Origin of the sequence: Xanthomonas sp. DAR33341 (genome assembly GCF_003992815.1) — a bacterium.
Taxonomy (GTDB): domain Bacteria; phylum Pseudomonadota; class Gammaproteobacteria; order Xanthomonadales; family Xanthomonadaceae; genus Xanthomonas; species Xanthomonas cissicola.
In genome coordinates this window covers 18681-32267 of sequence record NZ_QEYV01000037.1, presented here as the reverse complement: position 1 = coordinate 32267, position 13587 = coordinate 18681, and the positions used below count along the sequence as shown (strand labels likewise).

Genomic DNA, 13587 nt, shown 5'->3' with positions numbered 1-13587 from the left:
CCTGCTGCGCGCGATCGCGTGCGGTTAGGTTGTCAACCCTCGACCGTGGCATAGCGCTCAGGCGCAGGATGCAGGTGCCCGCACTGCGAACAGGTGCGCAGTGCGGGCGAGCGGTAGAAGCGATCGAACACCGGCGGGAAGTCGGTTTCGATGTTTTTCAGCGGAAACATCGCTTCATACAACTTGTGATTGCACTGCGGGCAATACCATTGCAGGCCGTCCTGCTCGGTGGGCAGGCGCTCGCGTTCGATCACCAGGCCGATCGAGCCGTCCGCGCGTTGCGGCGAATGCGGTACCTTGGGTGGCAGCAGAAAGACTTCGCCGGCACGGATCGGGATGTCGCGCGCCACGCCCTCGTCCTGCACCTTCAACACCATTTCGCCCTCGAGCTGGAAGAACCACTCCGGGCCTTCGTCGTAGTGATAGTCGGTGCGCGCGTTCGGTCCCCCGACAACCATGATGATGAAGCCATCCTGCTGGATGCACTTGTTGCCCACCGGCGGTTTGAGCAGGTGGCGGTGTTCCTCGATCCAGGCGTGCAGGTTGATTGGCGGGGTCAGCATCGACGTTTCTCGGCAAAGAAGATATCCGGTTCAGTCGGCCGCCGATGTGCGATGGACGCTGCGGCCGGCCACGTGTGCGTACGGCTCAGCGCTCGGTTTGATCGGCCTGGATCTGCGCCAGCGCTGCGTCATAGCGTTCCTGCAGCAGCTCGGGGCGGTCGATCGACATGCCCAGGTCGTGCGCGCGGCCATCGCGCAGGCTGTATACCCAGCCATGCACGCTCAATTGCTGGCCACGCTCCCAGGCGTCATGCACGATGGTGGTGCGGCACACGTTGACCACTTGTTCGAGCACGTTGAGCTCGCACAGGCGCGCGTGCTGCACCGACAGTTCGCCCGCGTTGTGCAGGCAGGCTTCGTGCTTGTCGGCCACGTCGGTGACATGGCGGATCCAGTTGTCGACCAGCCCCATGCGCTTCTGGGTCAGGCTGGCGAACACGCCGCCGCAGCCGTAATGGCCGACCACCAGCACATGCTTGACCTTGAGCACATCCACCGCGAACTGGATCACCGACAGGCAATTCAGGTCGGTATGCACCACCACGTTGGCGATATTCCGGTGCACGAACACTTCGCCCGGCGCCATGTCGATGATCTGGTTGGCCGGCACGCGCGAATCGGAGCAGCCGATCCACAGATATTCCGGCGTCTGTTGAGTCGAGAGTTTGGAAAAGAATTCCGGATCCTCGCGGCGGATACGCTCGGACCAGGCGCGGTTGTTTTCAAGCAAGTGGTTAAGCTCGTTCATGCGCGCAGTATTCCAGAAAATGTGGTCGTGGCGGCTTCGATGAGCGCCCAGGATGAATCAGCTTTCAGGCTTCCCAGTCTCGGCGAACGACCGATGTCCGGCCAGCGCACCCCTGGGGAAACTGGCGCCACCGATCAACTCAACAGGTGGCGCCGATGGCCGACTTCAACGCGTTCTTTCCGACCTTGCTCAAACACGAAGGCGGTTTCGTCAACGATCCCGTCGATCCGGGCGGAGCCACCAACAAGGGCATCACCCTGCTGACCTTCAAGGCCTGCGCGCAGGACCTGCTGGGCATCGAGCCAAGTCTGGCGAACCTGCGTGCGTTGACCGACGCCCAGGCTGGGGTCATCTACAAGGCGCAGTACTGGGACCGGCTGCGCGCCGATCAAATCGCGCTGCAGCCGTTAGCCAACATCGTGTTCGACTTCTACGTCAACGCCGGCAACAACGCCATCAAACTGCTGCAGACCGTGCTCAACAGCCAGACCGGCGGCACGTTGGTCGCGGACGGCCGCATGGGGCCGGCCACCTTCGCGGCGCTTGCATCCAGCAACCAGCAGGACCTGTATGCACGCTACAAGGCAGGCCGCAAGGACTATTACCACAGGCTCGTCGCCGCGCGACCGCCGCTTGGCAAGTTCCTGAAGGGCTGGCTGGCGCGCGTGGATTCCTTTCCCGACTCGGTCTGAGCCGATAACGGCCCAGCGACACTTCCGACTGACGAGCCCGACATGGCGCAGATATCCCTCAATGATCTGATCGAAGCACTGGCCGGCGCGGTCATCGACGCCCAGGACCGGATCGAGCAACACCAGATGGCCAACCTGGGTGCGTTCTTCGACGAAGACAACCGTCCCAGAAGCGTCCTGATCCGCTTGCCGTCGCAGCACCCGGAGGCGGGTGAGAACGACGAAGACCTGTATCGGGCACCGCTGTTGCCGCTGGTGTCGTCCAACGTCCTGCGGATCAAGGATGTAGAGATCAGTTTCGATGCACAACTGGGCGAACTCAGCGAGCTGGACGAGGCGGTCGTGCCGGACGCGTTGGCGGTTCCGGCGGTCGTCGAAGACTGGCATCCCAAGCCGCCGGCGCTGCCAGGCCAGATCGGCATCGACCTCGGCTCCAATGCAAAAAATGCGCGAAACAGTGCAGTGCACGTCGTGTTGCGGGTGGAAGGCAGCGAGCCGACCGAGGGCGTGGCACGTCTCATCAATCGCCTTGCGCAGTCGCAAGGTGTGTTCAAAACGGTCAAGGGAGAGTAGCTCCCGCCGTCATCGTTTTCTTCATAAACAACCACTCTTCAGGAGAACACCATGAGCGATATCGTCAACATGTCCGACCAATTCAAGGGCCTGCCGATGGCAGACCTGATCGGCGCCCCGTTGCGTGCAGCCTGCGATGCGCAGGTCATGCTGGCACGGGCCACCGCCGACTTCATCAAGGTCATCGGCTTTCTGCCGCCGACCGACCCTGCCGACCCCAACGGGAACGGCGGCACGCGCACCGCGCAGTTCAAATTCAAGCGCCCGGTCGAGGACCCTAGCGGTACCGGGATGGCTGAGGAGGAAGTCGAGATCGTTGTACCGTTGTTGACCCTTGTCAACGTACCCAACCTGAGCATTCAGACCGTGGACGTGACCTTCGATATGGAAGTCAAATCCTCGTTCTCGGAAAAGGAAGCCGAAGACAAGAGCCTCAAGGTGGATCTGGAGGCCAGCGTCGGCTGGGGCGTCTTCAAGGCCAAGGTCAACGTGCAGGGCTCTGTGTCAAGTCATAAGGAAAATACCCGCTCTTCGGATAACTCGGCCAAGTATCACGTCGCGCTGCACGCCGAAGATCGCGGCACGCCCGAAGGCCTGTCGCGTGTGCTCGACATCTTGCAGACCGCTGCGGCCCCACGCAAAGTCACCGCGCCTGTGCCGGTGCCGTAAGCGTCGCTGTTGCGTCCCGTACTTTTCCCTCACCCGAGTCGTTGCCGATGATTGATTTGTCAGAAGTCAGTTACATCAAGCGCATCGTCGTCGGCAGCGACAATCCGGCGAAAATGCAGACTGCCGAGCAGGTCGAAGCTGCGCAGCAGTTGCTCAATCGATGCCTCGGCGAAGCGCCCAAGGGGGCGATTCTCGGGATCGAGAAGAGCTTCAATATCCTGCAGTTGGGCGAGCACCAGGTCGTGCTGCAATGGTTGTGCTACCACGTCGGGTTCAAGCGCAAGCCGGTCTGGCTGACGGAGGCATAGATGGCACGTGCAAGCTATTGCCTCGACGCCTTCGTGGAGCTGCTCGACCAGGCCGTCCGACGCGCGCAACAGCGGTGCCGCCAGCGGCACGCTGCAGTTGTAAATGCCGCGGCGGCCGCATGCGACATGTGGGTGCATTGCGTGGATGGTGAGCAAACGGCGCAGGCCGAAACGGCACCCCTGTTTTCCATTCCTGTCTGCCAATTGCGTGCGCTGGGGCTGCAGCAAATCAGCGAGTTTTCGTTGACGCTGCAAGTGCAGATAGAGCCGGTCACGCGGACCGATGGTGCTCCCGGGTTGGCATTGCGTCTTGCGCCTCCAGATGGCCGTACGCCTGGGCATACGCTGAAGATCAGCTATCAAGGAACCGAGCGTCCGCGTGGCGTGCTTTGGTTCGATGGTGTCGCGTTGAAGGAGTGGATACTGCATCCGTTCATGGACGTGCCACTATCCGATCCAGGAGAACTGCGATGAGGCTGCTGCTGTCGGACGCCGATGCCCGTGCGGTCGCCGAGCGGCTGGGAACCGATGTGGCCACCTTGCATGCAGATCTCTGTCGGCAGTCCCGGCGCAAGCTGCGATCCATCTCCATCATCTGCTTGGTTGTTGTTCTGGTGATCGCTGCGTTCGCTGTGCTGAGCGGCAGCGGGATCGATCTTTCCACTATTTCCAATTTCTTATCGGAGCGTTTTCATGGCTGGTCAACATCGCTATCGTCATCGCATTTTGCGCATCACCTCCGCACTTGCCTTGTGTTTATCGCTGACTGCAGCGCAGGCGGCTCCCGCTGGCGGGATTCCGGCTGGTGACTGGCGCGGTATCCTGTCCGCCAGCGGCAGTACCGGCCCGGTCTACGTCCGTCTGAGCGCGCGTGCGGCTGGAGTCGAGGGCACCCAGGTGGCCGATCTGCGATTCGGGCCTCCCTACAATTGCGCGCTCGAGTTACGCGCGCAGCCGGATGGGTACGCGTTGCTGTCGCGCAATGGCGGCAAGTTCTGCGAGGCGCTGACCGGTGGGGTTGCCCAACTCCAGATGGCGGATAGTGGGGCGCCTGGGATGCAGCTCACCTTGCCTGGCGGCGCCTCGCCGTTGGTCGTTGCCCTGAATCAGAGCAGTGCTGGATTGGCCGAAGCCGGGCGCTGGCGCGCGGCGGGCTTGATGTCCGCGCAGCTGGAGATCGTGGCGACCACCGTCCGTCCGGGAGACGTGCTCGGTCGCCTGCGTTACGGTGCCCCACGGGACTGCCAAGTGGAATTGCGCTATGCCGGGCGTGCAGCAGGTGCGTTGAATGCCTGGGTCGTGGCCAACGATAGAGGCTATTGCCGTCAGCTCAGCGATGCCCAGGCCAGTCTGCAGGTTCGTGCTGATGGCAGTGCCGAGCTTGCACTGCTGTTGAAAGGTCAGCGAGAGACCGCACTGTTCGAGCGGATGCCGTGAGGTGTCGTCGCTGCGTGTCTGCCAGTCAGGACGTCATCTATGTGGAAGCGAGCCAGTAGGCGCGCCGGCCTACGGCGACGCGCAGTGGCCCAGCCCGTCCCGCCGGCGGAATTGGGCGGGCCGGCATTTTCCAGCGTGCTCGAACAACTGGAGCTCGAATGCCGGGCGATGGTCTCCTACGCACTGAAGCAAGGGCTGGCAATGTCTCCCGATTTGCCTGGCCGGCTGGCAGAGCTGCGCGTGATGCCTGGCGCCTCCTTGCACGGCGAATCCGGTGCGCGCGAATTGGCCGGTCTGCACCGGCAGCTGGTGCGTGCGATCCAGCCGGCAACGCCGCAGGCGGTGGTGCTGATCGAGCGCGAGCGCCTGCGCGGTGGTTGGTTGCGCTGGCTCGGGCCGATTCCGTTGATCCGCACCTTGACCTTGACCTCGGTCGGTTGCCTGGCCTCAGTGGTCGGGCTGGCGATGTCCAGCCTGGTGAACGAGCGCAACATCACGCTGGGCTTCCTGGATTCCTCAGGAAGCACGCTGGGCTGGAATGTGATGTTCATCCTGGCCTGCGCCGGACTCGGTGCAGCGTTTTCCGCGTTGTTCCAAGCCCATCGTTACGTTGCCGACGCAACATACGATCCGCGCTTCGATTCCTCCTATGCCGCGCGTATGATCCTCGGTCTCATCGCTGGCCTGATCCTGGTGGAGTTGCTGCCGGAGAATCTCTTCGCTGAAAGCAGTCTGGGTGCATTCGGAAAGCCCGCATTGGCGATGATGGGCGGATTCTCGGCAAGCGCGGTGTATCGCCTGCTGCAACGCATGGTCGAGGTCATGGAAACGGTCGTGCGCGGCGATTCCGGCCAACAGGCCGCTGCCGCGATCCAGTCGCAGCGTGCGTCGGCCGAATCCGAAAGCATCCGTGCGCGTGGCGAACTTGCCGCAGGTCTGCTGGACCTGCAGCGCGAGATGCAAGCGGACCCGCGTCTGGATCAGGTGCGCCAGCAACTGACCGGCCTTGCCAGGCAGATGATGTCAGACGATTCCTGATCTTTCGCCCATGAGCTGCGCTCAGACGCGCGCGCCTTTTTTTTTCTGCCCGTCCGTAGGGTGCGGTTTGGCACAGCCTGCGGGCATCAGGTGGCAGCGCGCTTCGCGTCGTGCGGCATAGCTCGCTTCGGCATCGGCGTAAATTGCCTAACACGCTTCAGGCAGGCGCACCCGTCACGGTGCCTCAGCGACATCGGCAGCGTTGTCGATACCGGCATCTGATGCTCGCCAAATCAGTTCAAGACCGATGGCCCGGAGGTGAGCGTGTGACAAGCTCGCTCAAGTGCTCCTGCCGAGCATCTGCCGATTCGCTGCAGCGCGCCGCGTGCAAGCCGCTGCGCACTCGCGGTCCCCATTCGTGCACCAGAGGGTATGATGAAGACACGTATCGTCGTCGCTGCCGATCGCACCATCCTCGTGGAAGGGATGGTCGCTTTGCTACAAAAGGTTCCGGGTATCGAAGTGGTAGGGCATGCGGAAGATGGGCTGGCATGTCTTCAGATCGCCGCCAGAGAACGGCCCGATATCGTCCTGGTGGATGTTCTGCTGCCCGGCCTCAATGGTATCGATCTGACGCGGCGCTTGATGCAGCGCAGCCCCAACAGCCGGGCAATCTGTATAGCTCCGTCCGATGCCTGTACGCAGGCCAGCGCAGTCTTCGAAGCCGGCGCCAAAGCATATCTGGCGCGAACCAGCCGCTTCGCCGAATTGCTGCGGGCAATTCAATGCGTCATCCAGGATCAGACCTACATCAGTCCGCAGATGTCGCGTTCGCTGATCGCCGGGCTGCGTCGTGCTGCCAAGGCCGATTCTGCGTACACCCGACTCACCTCACGCGAGCGCGAAATCGTGCAGCTCTATTCGGAGGGCCTGTCCACCAGGCAGATCGCCAACCGCTTGCACCTGAGCGTGAAAACGGTGGGGACGCATAGCGAAAACTGTATGTTGAAGCTCAATATCCAAAGCATCGCTCAGCTGACCCGTTATGCGATCGCGCAGGGCCTTTCTCCGCTTGAAGCAGCAATCGGCGGTAGCGGTGAGCCATCCGATGGATGCGTAGCGCGGCACATGCGCCGTGCCGGCTGAGGCGTCCTGGCTACGCGCAGCGGCACACCGGCCGCATGGACGCTGGTGCATGTACTCAGGTGCGAGGCGATGGCTTGCGCATATCAGCATCGCCGGTGGCCGGTACACCGCCGCCACAGCGTGTACAACGCTAGCGCATGCAGAGCCTGCTCCGTTTCTAACCGGTCCCGATCTGCGGTCTTGACCGATACCCGGTGATGGGTGCGATTCGCACACTGGTGTTGCGTCCATTGGCGCAGGCGGCGCAACCAGCGACGCACCATCATTGACAGGAGATTTTCATGAGAACCACGTTGAAACTTGAAGCGGAGAGCTATGCCAAGGCGCTGAAAGATATACGGGACGCCAATGCGAATGCGCAGTCTATCGAGGTGTCCTACGTGCCTGGCGAAGCACACGAAGAAGTCTCACGCTACTTTCTCAAATATCCCAACTTCGAGTTGAACGCCTATGCTCTCAAAGATCGGAAGTACGATCTGAGCAAGTATCAACACACGGGTAAATTTCCGAGTGTCACAAGCGTCGACTTGGCTGCCGCGTTGTCCAAAGGCGGCGAAGGCAAGACCGCCATGAACGAACGGTTGAGCGTCGTGGTGTGTCTGATCTGCGAGGCCGCGCGTTCCGAGCCGATCGAACAGGCGATGCAGGCAGCCATCGCGCACGAGTACGTCGACTTGGAGCGCTATCGTGTGTTGATGAACATGTACGACCACACGCTCACGTTCAAGCGCGAAAATCGCACTGCAGACGCGTTGCTGCCGCTGCAGTTGCAGGACTACATCGACTACGTCAAATCCACGAAGTACACCGGCGATAAAGGCATCGAAAAGACCATTAGCGACCTGGGGTAGTGCGTTATCACGTCCATCAAACCGCAACGGCGGCAGACGCCGTTGCGCATCAAGAGCCGCTAACAAAACGTCGCGAGCAGCCGCTAGGCGGCGTGGATGGCGCTCAGAGCCGGAGTACACGGGGTACATGCCGATTCCGAGTGCCGATCGCGCCCGCATGGCGGTGCGCAGTCGCTCTGTTGGCTGCTCCAAGGAGAAAGCTATGGGTATGTCCGAAGATGCCGCTGCCGGCGGGCAAGGCGGCAATCTGGAGTTGATTCAATCGCTGGAGCAAATGCTCGAACGTGACCAGACCGGCAAGCTACTGCAGCCACTTTCCGGCATGGCGGTCGTGCGGCCGATCTATCAGGTGCCGGCGATTGCGCTGGCGGAACCGCTGAAAACACTGGTCGCCACCATCTTCCGCTCAGCGGGTGTCTACGATGCAGTGCCTGAATCCAGGCACGGCGAAAATGTGCACGGTTCCATGCGCGATGTGCACCAAAATAACGACAATGGCCGCCGCTATCTTCCGGTGCTCGATTATCCCGTCGCACCGACAGGCCGTGCCGGGCGTTATCACGACTATATCGTGCAGCGGAGCAAGGCGGATGTGCAAAACCGGCAACGCCAACGCTCGGGCATCAGCGGCGTGCTGACTGGTTATGTGGAATACACCGTGGTACTGGAGGGATGTAGCAACGTACGATTGATCTTCGACTATCTCAACACGCGTTTCTTTATCTCTCCCAATCACTATAAGCCCTGGGCCAGGCCAGAGGCATTGGTTGCACGCCGCAATTTGGGCGCCGACCCGGCGCGCTATCGGCTTGCACCGCACGAAGCAGGCATGGACGAGCAGAGCTGGCGCGACGACGAGTTATACGGCCCCCATCTGCTGATCATGCTCTGAGCACGGCGAAGGGCGATCCCCGGTGAAGTAGGGTGCTGCAATGACCTGTGCGCAGGTCGTTGCAGGTGTCGGCCGTCGGCCTGGCCGATGTGTCCGTCTATCTGTGACACGCGTCCGACAATGCGCCTGCGGCTTCTCAGCGCCTGGTTTCGGCATTCAATGCCGCCTGCATCAATGCTGCGATCGCGTGCGCGTCTTGGTCGGCTTGCTGCGTCAGGAACTGGGCGACACTGCGTTGATTGCCCGCCGGGTGGTTCTGGCTCAGTTTGAAGGTGAGCTCGATGCGGCTTGGAACGAAGCGGAAGCCGACCAGGCCGCGCAATTGTCGGCGATGACTGTCGCGCTCCATTTCGAACTGCCAATCGCTGTCCACGCGCCGCTCGAAGTGCGCGCTCATGCGCGCGATCAAACTGCCCAGCGCCTCCTCATCGCTCACCTGGCTGCAGCGTCCATGCAGGTGCGCGACAGCGTAGTTCCAGGTGGGCACGCGCGCAGCCGCGTCCTTGTCCAGGTACCAGGTGGGCGAGACATAGGCATGCGGGCCCTGCAACACCATTACCGCATCGCCAGGAGCGCGCGCCTGCGGATTGGGGCGTGCCCAATGGCCCTCGATCACGACATCCTGGCCATCGCGCTGATACAGCACCGGCAGGTGCGAGATCGCCAACTGCCCGTCCTCGCGCTGGCTGATCAGGGTGACGAACGCATCGCGCGCGAACAGCCAGTCCAGCAAGGCCAGATCGGTCTGCGCAAATGCGCGTGGGGCGTACATGTCAGGCGCGGCCACCCATGTTCACGACCATGCGCGCGCGCAGCTCGGCATCGTCGTTACCTTGGGGTGGCGAGACTTCATGCAGCGAAAAGCCGCGGATGAGCGCGTCTTCTTCGTCCAGCCCGTCCAGCGCCACGAATTCGGCATCGAACAAGGCCGCGCGTGCGCTGTCTTCGCTGTCGTAGGGCAGCGTCTTGCCGTCGCTGTCCAGCACCTCGGCGGTGCCGGCTTCATTGATGCGCAAGCGCGCCCAGATCAGCGTGCGGCCGATCGTGGCCAGCCACCAGGAGTCGTGGGTGCCCTGCAGTGTGTCTTCGTAACTGGTCATTGCATTACCTTGGAAAGCAGGCCGAGCAGGGCCGCCATGCCCAGGCCGAAAAAGATGGTGAGCAGCGAAAGCCAGGCGGGTGTGGCCAGACCGGACAGCGCGCTGTCGCGGTAGCTTCGGTAACCCCGCGCCAGCAGCCAGCGCAACGCCACGGGACTGATGAAGGCCGGGTCGCCGAAGCTGGCCAACGCATCCGGATGGCGGTCGCGCATGTGCACCAGGGTCAGCGGCCAGAAGATCAGCAGTGCGGTCAACCCGGCGACGGCGACACCGACAAAACACAGTGCGAAGAACAGCGTCATGTGGCCGCCAGCAGTAGTGCGCGTTTGGGGAGTGCCGCGCCGATGACCAACGCTGCGAAGGACCAATGCATTGGAACCGTGGCATGCCGGGTTGCGGCACGCGCGGTGTCGGTCTGCCACCGGCGTTGCGGCTCTAGTTGGCGCGATGCCAGCCGCGTCAGCAACACGCTACGTACCGCCGTCAGCCCGGTCATGATCGCCGCAAGCCAGAAGGCCAGCGATTGCAGCAGGGGGGCGGCGGCCAGCAAGCTCACCTCAGAACTCCGCGCTGCCAGGCGCACGCGGGTAGGGGATCGCGTCGCGGATGTTGCTCAGCCCGCACACGTACACCACCAGCCGCTCGAAGCCCAGGCCGAAGCCGGCATGCGGCACCGAACCGTAGCGACGGAAATCGCGGTACCAGCTGTAGTGCTCCTTATCCAGGCCGAACTGCGCCATGCGCGCGTCGAGCACATCCAGGCGCTCTTCGCGCTGGCTGCCGCCGATGATTTCGCCAATGCCCGGCGCCAGCACGTCCATCGCCGCGACGGTCTTGCCGTCATCGTTCAAGCGCATGTAGAACGCCTTGATGTGCTCGGGATAGTTGGTCACCACCACCGGGCGGCCGATGTGTTCTTCGGTCAGCCAGCGTTCGTGCTCGGTCTGCAGGTCCAGGCCCCATTCCACCGGGAAATCGAATTTCTTGCCGGAGTTCTGCAGCAGCTTCACTGCGTCGGTGTAGTCGATCTGCTCGAACGGTGCATTGATGAACGCTTCGAGCTTGGCGATCGCGTTCTTGTCCACGCGCTCGGCCAGGAACGCCAGGTCGTCGCCACGCTCATCGAGCACCGCGCGGAACAGGTATTTGAGGAACTGCTCGGCCAGGCGTGCGTCTTCGGCCAGATCGGCGAAGGCGATTTCCGGCTCGATCATCCAGAACTCGGCGAGATGGCGCGTGGTATGGCTGTTTTCAGCGCGGAAGGTCGGGCCGAAGGTGTAGACCTTGCTCAGCGCCAGGCAATACGCCTCCACATTGAGCTGGCCGGACACGGTCAGAAAGGTTTCCTTGCCGAAGAAATCGCGGCTGAAATCCACTGCGCCGCTGGCATCGCGTGGAAGGTTGACCATGTCCAGCGTGGAGACGCGAAACATCTGCCCGGCGCCTTCGGCATCGGAGGTGGTGATGATCGGTGTGCTGATCCAGTTGAAGCCGTTCTGGTGGAAGAAGCGGTGCACGGCCTGCGCCAGGCAGTTGCGGATGCGGGTCACCGCACCGAACAGGTTGGTGCGCGGACGCAGGTGCGCCACTTCGCGCAGGAATTCCGGCGTCATCGGCTTGGGCTGGATCGGGTAGGTCAGCGGGTCTTCGACCCAGCCGACGATGTCCACGCCACTGGCCTGGATCTCGAACGATTGACCCTTGCCCTGCGATTTCACCAGCACGCCCTTGGCGATCAGCGAGCAGCCGCTGGTCAGGCGCTTGATCTCGTCGAAATTGGGCAGCGCGTCGTTGGCCACCACCTGGATCGGAGCAAAGCACGAGCCGTCGGTCACGTTGATGAAGGCCAGTCCGGCAGATCCGCGCAAGGTGCGCACCCACCCCCGTACCGTGACTTCGCCGCCTTCCGGGAGCTTTCCCGCAAGCGCATGTTCAACGCTGACCACCGTCATGACTGTTCCTCGCCGTAGCGACCTTGAATGGCCTGCGAGTTTACTGGCTGCGGCCGCGCCGGCGCGAGCATCTGAACAGCTTGCCGAGCGCTGTGCTTGTCGCAGGCGCGTACTGCCCCCATCTATCGCGGATGCCGCAGCTCCGCGTTCTGCCTGGTTGTTGCGGCCTCGCTATACTTGCCACCACTGTTTCGGAGTGCCTCCATGGCCGTCAGCCTCACCCCCGCCGCGCTGGAGCGCGTGCAGCGTTTCGTGCAGCAGACCCCGGGTGCGTTGGGTCTGCGCTTTGGCGTCACCAAGACCGGTTGTTCCGGCTGGGGCCATGTCACCGACCTGGCACGCGAGGCGCGTGACGACGACGCGGTCTTCGAGCAAGACGGGGTGCGCATCTTTGTCGACCCCGCCAGCCTGCCGCTGGTGGATGGCACCTGCATCGACTTCGGCAAGCACGGCCTGAGCGAGACCTTCACCTTCAGCAATCCCAACGCGACCGCCGAATGCGGCTGCGGCGAGAGTTTTACCACCGCTGACGAGCACCGGTGATTCCTTCTCCCCTCGGGAGAAGGTGCCCGAAGGGCGGATGAGGGTGCGCCTCGGAGATCTGCCAACGCATGTACTGACAAGCGCGTCGCTACGCGCCGCCCAGGGTGAATCGCCGACTGCTCCATCGATTTGCTCCGCACCCTCACCCCAACCCCTCTCTCTCGGCGGGAAAGGGACTCTAAGCGGTAACTGCCAGCTGTTTGCTGCCTCATTGCCCAGCGAGTTGCAGCTAAGCCCCTGAACTGCCATACTTTCCTGCTTCCTGCCCGATTCCGGGTGGGGAACCCTTGCTCCACCGGCCGCTTGCGCGGACCACCGGGGAGCTGTCCGGCCCACGTGGCCACATCCGAAAGGTAAAACAACATGAGTCGTCATTACGAAGTCGTGTTCCTGGTCCATCCGGACCAGAGCGAGCAGGTCCCGGCCATGATCGAGCGCTACAAGTCGCTGATCGAGGGCGGTAACGGCACCATCCACCGTCTGGAAGACTGGGGCCGTCGTCAGTTGGCCTACCCGATCCAGAACCTGGTGAAGGCGCACTACGTGCTGCTCAATATCGAAGTCGACCAGGCCGTGCTGAGCGAGCTGGTGGAAAGCTTTCGCTTCAACGATGCGGTGCTGCGTCACCTGGTCGTCAAGCGCGATGGCGCCGACACCGAGCAGTCGCTGATCATGAAGAGCAAGGACGAGAAGGGCGACAAGCCCGAGCGTAGCGAGCGTCGTCGTCGTGACGACGAAGAGGGCGAAGCGCCCGCCGCCAACGATAACGACGGCGACAACGCCGAAGCCGCTTAAGGAGCGCTGACATGTCCAAGTTCTTCCGTCGCCGCAAGTTCTGTAAGTTCACCGCCGAGGGCGTCAAAGAGATCGACTACAAGGATCTCAACACCCTGCGTCAGTACCTCACCGAGAACGGCAAGATCGTGCCGAGCCGCGTGACCGGTACCAAGTCCAAGTACCAGCGCCAGCTGGCCACGGCCGTCAAGCGCGCTCGTTTCCTGGCGCTGATCCCGTACACGGACAACCACGACGTTTAATCCGAGTCCCTCGGAAGAGCCCGCACATCCATGTGCGGGTAATTAAAAATATAAAGGCCGGTCATTCGAGATGCGGTGTTAATCGTGCTTTTACGATT

Annotated in this window: 20 protein-coding genes, 1 other RNA gene and 1 pseudogene; 13 read left to right on the top strand and 9 right to left on the bottom strand. The window is 62.4% G+C overall.

Translation table 11 applies throughout. The features are described from left to right. Positions 1–32: 32 nt before the first annotated feature. Positions 33–563 carry a 3-hydroxyanthranilate 3,4-dioxygenase gene (locus EO156_RS18655; protein WP_003485910.1) on the bottom strand — a complete coding sequence of 177 codons (531 nt, stop codon included), beginning with the start codon at positions 561–563 and terminating at the stop codon, positions 33–35. Between the two features lie 85 nt (positions 564–648). Then, positions 649–1311, bottom strand: a complete 663-nt coding sequence (can, locus tag EO156_RS18650; protein WP_011051025.1) for a carbonate dehydratase — start codon at positions 1309–1311, stop codon at positions 649–651. Positions 1312–1466: 155 nt separating this feature from the next. Between can and EO156_RS18645 the strand changes: the two genes are divergently transcribed. The 5 genes from EO156_RS18645 to EO156_RS18625 are packed head-to-tail and all read left to right on the top strand — an operon-like array spanning position 1467 to position 4027. Further along, the gene (locus EO156_RS18645; RefSeq protein WP_003485906.1) at positions 1467–2003 is read left to right on the top strand and encodes an N-acetylmuramidase; all 537 of its coding nucleotides are present in this window, start codon (positions 1467–1469) and stop codon (positions 2001–2003) included. 42 nt (positions 2004–2045) lie between these two features. Beyond that, on the top strand, positions 2046–2576 hold the full coding sequence (locus tag EO156_RS18640) for a DUF2589 domain-containing protein (RefSeq protein ID WP_007966280.1): 531 nt from the start codon (positions 2046–2048) through the stop codon (positions 2574–2576). Between the two features lie 51 nt (positions 2577–2627). After that, complete coding sequence (locus tag EO156_RS18635) at positions 2628–3245, top strand: DUF2589 domain-containing protein (RefSeq protein WP_003485902.1); 618 nt, start codon at positions 2628–2630, stop codon at positions 3243–3245. Positions 3246–3292: 47 nt separating this feature from the next. Then, a complete protein-coding gene (locus tag EO156_RS18630) occupies positions 3293–3553 on the top strand; it encodes a hypothetical protein (protein WP_005913847.1) in 261 nt (86 codons plus the stop codon). Then, positions 3554–4027: a hypothetical protein gene (locus EO156_RS18625; protein WP_005919749.1), complete on the top strand. Its 474-nt coding sequence runs from the start codon at positions 3554–3556 to the stop codon at positions 4025–4027. Positions 4028–4038: 11 nt separating this feature from the next. Here EO156_RS18625 and EO156_RS18620 read toward each other — a convergent pair. Continuing rightward, positions 4039–4227: pseudogene (locus EO156_RS18620) on the bottom strand (hypothetical protein); the annotation flags it as partial. A gap of 52 nt (positions 4228–4279) precedes the next feature. Between EO156_RS18620 and EO156_RS18615 the strand changes: the two are divergent. From EO156_RS18615 to EO156_RS18600, 4 genes are all read left to right on the top strand, one after another. Then, complete coding sequence (locus tag EO156_RS18615; protein WP_026007272.1) at positions 4280–4990, top strand: hypothetical protein; 711 nt, start codon at positions 4280–4282, stop codon at positions 4988–4990. Between the two features lie 168 nt (positions 4991–5158). Continuing rightward, complete coding sequence (locus EO156_RS18610; RefSeq protein WP_026007273.1) at positions 5159–6028, top strand: hypothetical protein; 870 nt, start codon at positions 5159–5161, stop codon at positions 6026–6028. Positions 6029–6400: 372 nt separating this feature from the next. Further along, positions 6401–7114, top strand: coding sequence for a response regulator transcription factor (locus tag EO156_RS18605; RefSeq protein ID WP_050595545.1), 714 nt, complete (start codon positions 6401–6403; stop codon positions 7112–7114). A 281-nt stretch (positions 7115–7395) separates the two neighbouring features. Then, positions 7396–7965, top strand: coding sequence for a ribosome-inactivating family protein (locus tag EO156_RS18600; protein WP_026007274.1), 570 nt, complete (start codon positions 7396–7398; stop codon positions 7963–7965). Between the two features lie 57 nt (positions 7966–8022). Here EO156_RS18600 and EO156_RS18595 read toward each other — a convergent pair. After that, positions 8023–8094: non-coding RNA, sX9 sRNA (locus EO156_RS18595), on the bottom strand. A 73-nt stretch (positions 8095–8167) separates the two neighbouring features. On the opposite strand from EO156_RS18595, the gene EO156_RS18590 reads away from it, so the two are divergent. Continuing rightward, a complete protein-coding gene (locus EO156_RS18590) occupies positions 8168–8857 on the top strand; it encodes a hypothetical protein (protein ID WP_026007275.1) in 690 nt (229 codons plus the stop codon). Positions 8858–8993: 136 nt separating this feature from the next. On the opposite strand, the gene EO156_RS18585 is transcribed toward EO156_RS18590, so the two are convergent. The 5 genes from EO156_RS18585 to asnS are packed head-to-tail and all read right to left on the bottom strand — an operon-like array spanning position 8994 to position 11909. Next, the gene (locus EO156_RS18585) at positions 8994–9629 is read right to left on the bottom strand and encodes an FMN-binding negative transcriptional regulator (protein ID WP_026007276.1); all 636 of its coding nucleotides are present in this window, start codon (positions 9627–9629) and stop codon (positions 8994–8996) included. 1 nt (position 9630) lies between these two features. Next, positions 9631–9957 carry a hypothetical protein gene (locus EO156_RS18580; RefSeq protein ID WP_003485881.1) on the bottom strand — a complete coding sequence of 109 codons (327 nt, stop codon included), beginning with the start codon at positions 9955–9957 and terminating at the stop codon, positions 9631–9633. Continuing rightward, positions 9954–10259: a hypothetical protein gene (locus EO156_RS18575; RefSeq protein WP_003485878.1), complete on the bottom strand. Its 306-nt coding sequence runs from the start codon at positions 10257–10259 to the stop codon at positions 9954–9956. Before EO156_RS18575 ends, EO156_RS18580 begins: the two co-directional genes overlap by 4 nt. After that, a complete protein-coding gene (locus tag EO156_RS18570; protein WP_016851329.1) occupies positions 10256–10513 on the bottom strand; it encodes a hypothetical protein in 258 nt (85 codons plus the stop codon). Before EO156_RS18570 ends, EO156_RS18575 begins: the two co-directional genes overlap by 4 nt. Position 10514: 1 nt before the next feature. Continuing rightward, positions 10515–11909, bottom strand: coding sequence for an asparagine--tRNA ligase (asnS, locus tag EO156_RS18565; protein ID WP_016851330.1), 1395 nt, complete (start codon positions 11907–11909; stop codon positions 10515–10517). Between the two features lie 204 nt (positions 11910–12113). Between asnS and EO156_RS18555 the strand changes: the two genes are divergently transcribed. The 3 genes from EO156_RS18555 to rpsR all read left to right on the top strand — a co-directional run bounded on the left by EO156_RS18555 (position 12114) and on the right by rpsR (position 13489). Further along, the gene (locus EO156_RS18555; protein ID WP_003485871.1) at positions 12114–12452 is read left to right on the top strand and encodes an iron-sulfur cluster assembly accessory protein; all 339 of its coding nucleotides are present in this window, start codon (positions 12114–12116) and stop codon (positions 12450–12452) included. 363 nt (positions 12453–12815) lie between these two features. Beyond that, on the top strand, positions 12816–13247 hold the full coding sequence (gene rpsF, locus EO156_RS18550; RefSeq protein ID WP_003485869.1) for a 30S ribosomal protein S6: 432 nt from the start codon (positions 12816–12818) through the stop codon (positions 13245–13247). Between the two features lie 11 nt (positions 13248–13258). Continuing rightward, complete coding sequence (rpsR, locus tag EO156_RS18545; RefSeq protein ID WP_002804494.1) at positions 13259–13489, top strand: 30S ribosomal protein S18; 231 nt, start codon at positions 13259–13261, stop codon at positions 13487–13489. Positions 13490–13587 lie beyond the last annotated feature (98 nt).

Bases quoted from the DNA above. Each gene is read 5' to 3' on its own strand.
- EO156_RS18655 (WP_003485910.1), bottom strand. From the start codon at position 563: ATGCTGACCCCGCCAATCAACCTGCACGCCTGGATCGAGGAACACCGC.
- can (WP_011051025.1), bottom strand. From the start codon at position 1,311: ATGAACGAGCTTAACCACTTGCTTGAAAACAACCGCGCCTGGTCCGAG.
- EO156_RS18645 (WP_003485906.1), top strand. From the start codon at position 1,467: ATGGCCGACTTCAACGCGTTCTTTCCGACCTTGCTCAAACACGAAGGC.
- EO156_RS18640 (WP_007966280.1), top strand. From the start codon at position 2,046: ATGGCGCAGATATCCCTCAATGATCTGATCGAAGCACTGGCCGGCGCG.
- EO156_RS18635 (WP_003485902.1), top strand. From the start codon at position 2,628: ATGAGCGATATCGTCAACATGTCCGACCAATTCAAGGGCCTGCCGATG.
- EO156_RS18630 (WP_005913847.1), top strand. From the start codon at position 3,293: ATGATTGATTTGTCAGAAGTCAGTTACATCAAGCGCATCGTCGTCGGC.
- EO156_RS18625 (WP_005919749.1), top strand. From the start codon at position 3,554: ATGGCACGTGCAAGCTATTGCCTCGACGCCTTCGTGGAGCTGCTCGAC.
- EO156_RS18610 (WP_026007273.1), top strand. From the start codon at position 5,159: ATGGTCTCCTACGCACTGAAGCAAGGGCTGGCAATGTCTCCCGATTTG.
- EO156_RS18605 (WP_050595545.1), top strand. From the start codon at position 6,401: ATGATGAAGACACGTATCGTCGTCGCTGCCGATCGCACCATCCTCGTG.
- EO156_RS18600 (WP_026007274.1), top strand. From the start codon at position 7,396: ATGAGAACCACGTTGAAACTTGAAGCGGAGAGCTATGCCAAGGCGCTG.
- EO156_RS18590 (WP_026007275.1), top strand. From the start codon at position 8,168: ATGGGTATGTCCGAAGATGCCGCTGCCGGCGGGCAAGGCGGCAATCTG.
- EO156_RS18585 (WP_026007276.1), bottom strand. From the start codon at position 9,629: ATGTACGCCCCACGCGCATTTGCGCAGACCGATCTGGCCTTGCTGGAC.
- EO156_RS18580 (WP_003485881.1), bottom strand. From the start codon at position 9,957: ATGACCAGTTACGAAGACACACTGCAGGGCACCCACGACTCCTGGTGG.
- EO156_RS18575 (WP_003485878.1), bottom strand. From the start codon at position 10,259: ATGACGCTGTTCTTCGCACTGTGTTTTGTCGGTGTCGCCGTCGCCGGG.
- asnS (WP_016851330.1), bottom strand. From the start codon at position 11,909: ATGACGGTGGTCAGCGTTGAACATGCGCTTGCGGGAAAGCTCCCGGAA.
- EO156_RS18555 (WP_003485871.1), top strand. From the start codon at position 12,114: ATGGCCGTCAGCCTCACCCCCGCCGCGCTGGAGCGCGTGCAGCGTTTC.
- rpsF (WP_003485869.1), top strand. From the start codon at position 12,816: ATGAGTCGTCATTACGAAGTCGTGTTCCTGGTCCATCCGGACCAGAGC.
- rpsR (WP_002804494.1), top strand. From the start codon at position 13,259: ATGTCCAAGTTCTTCCGTCGCCGCAAGTTCTGTAAGTTCACCGCCGAG.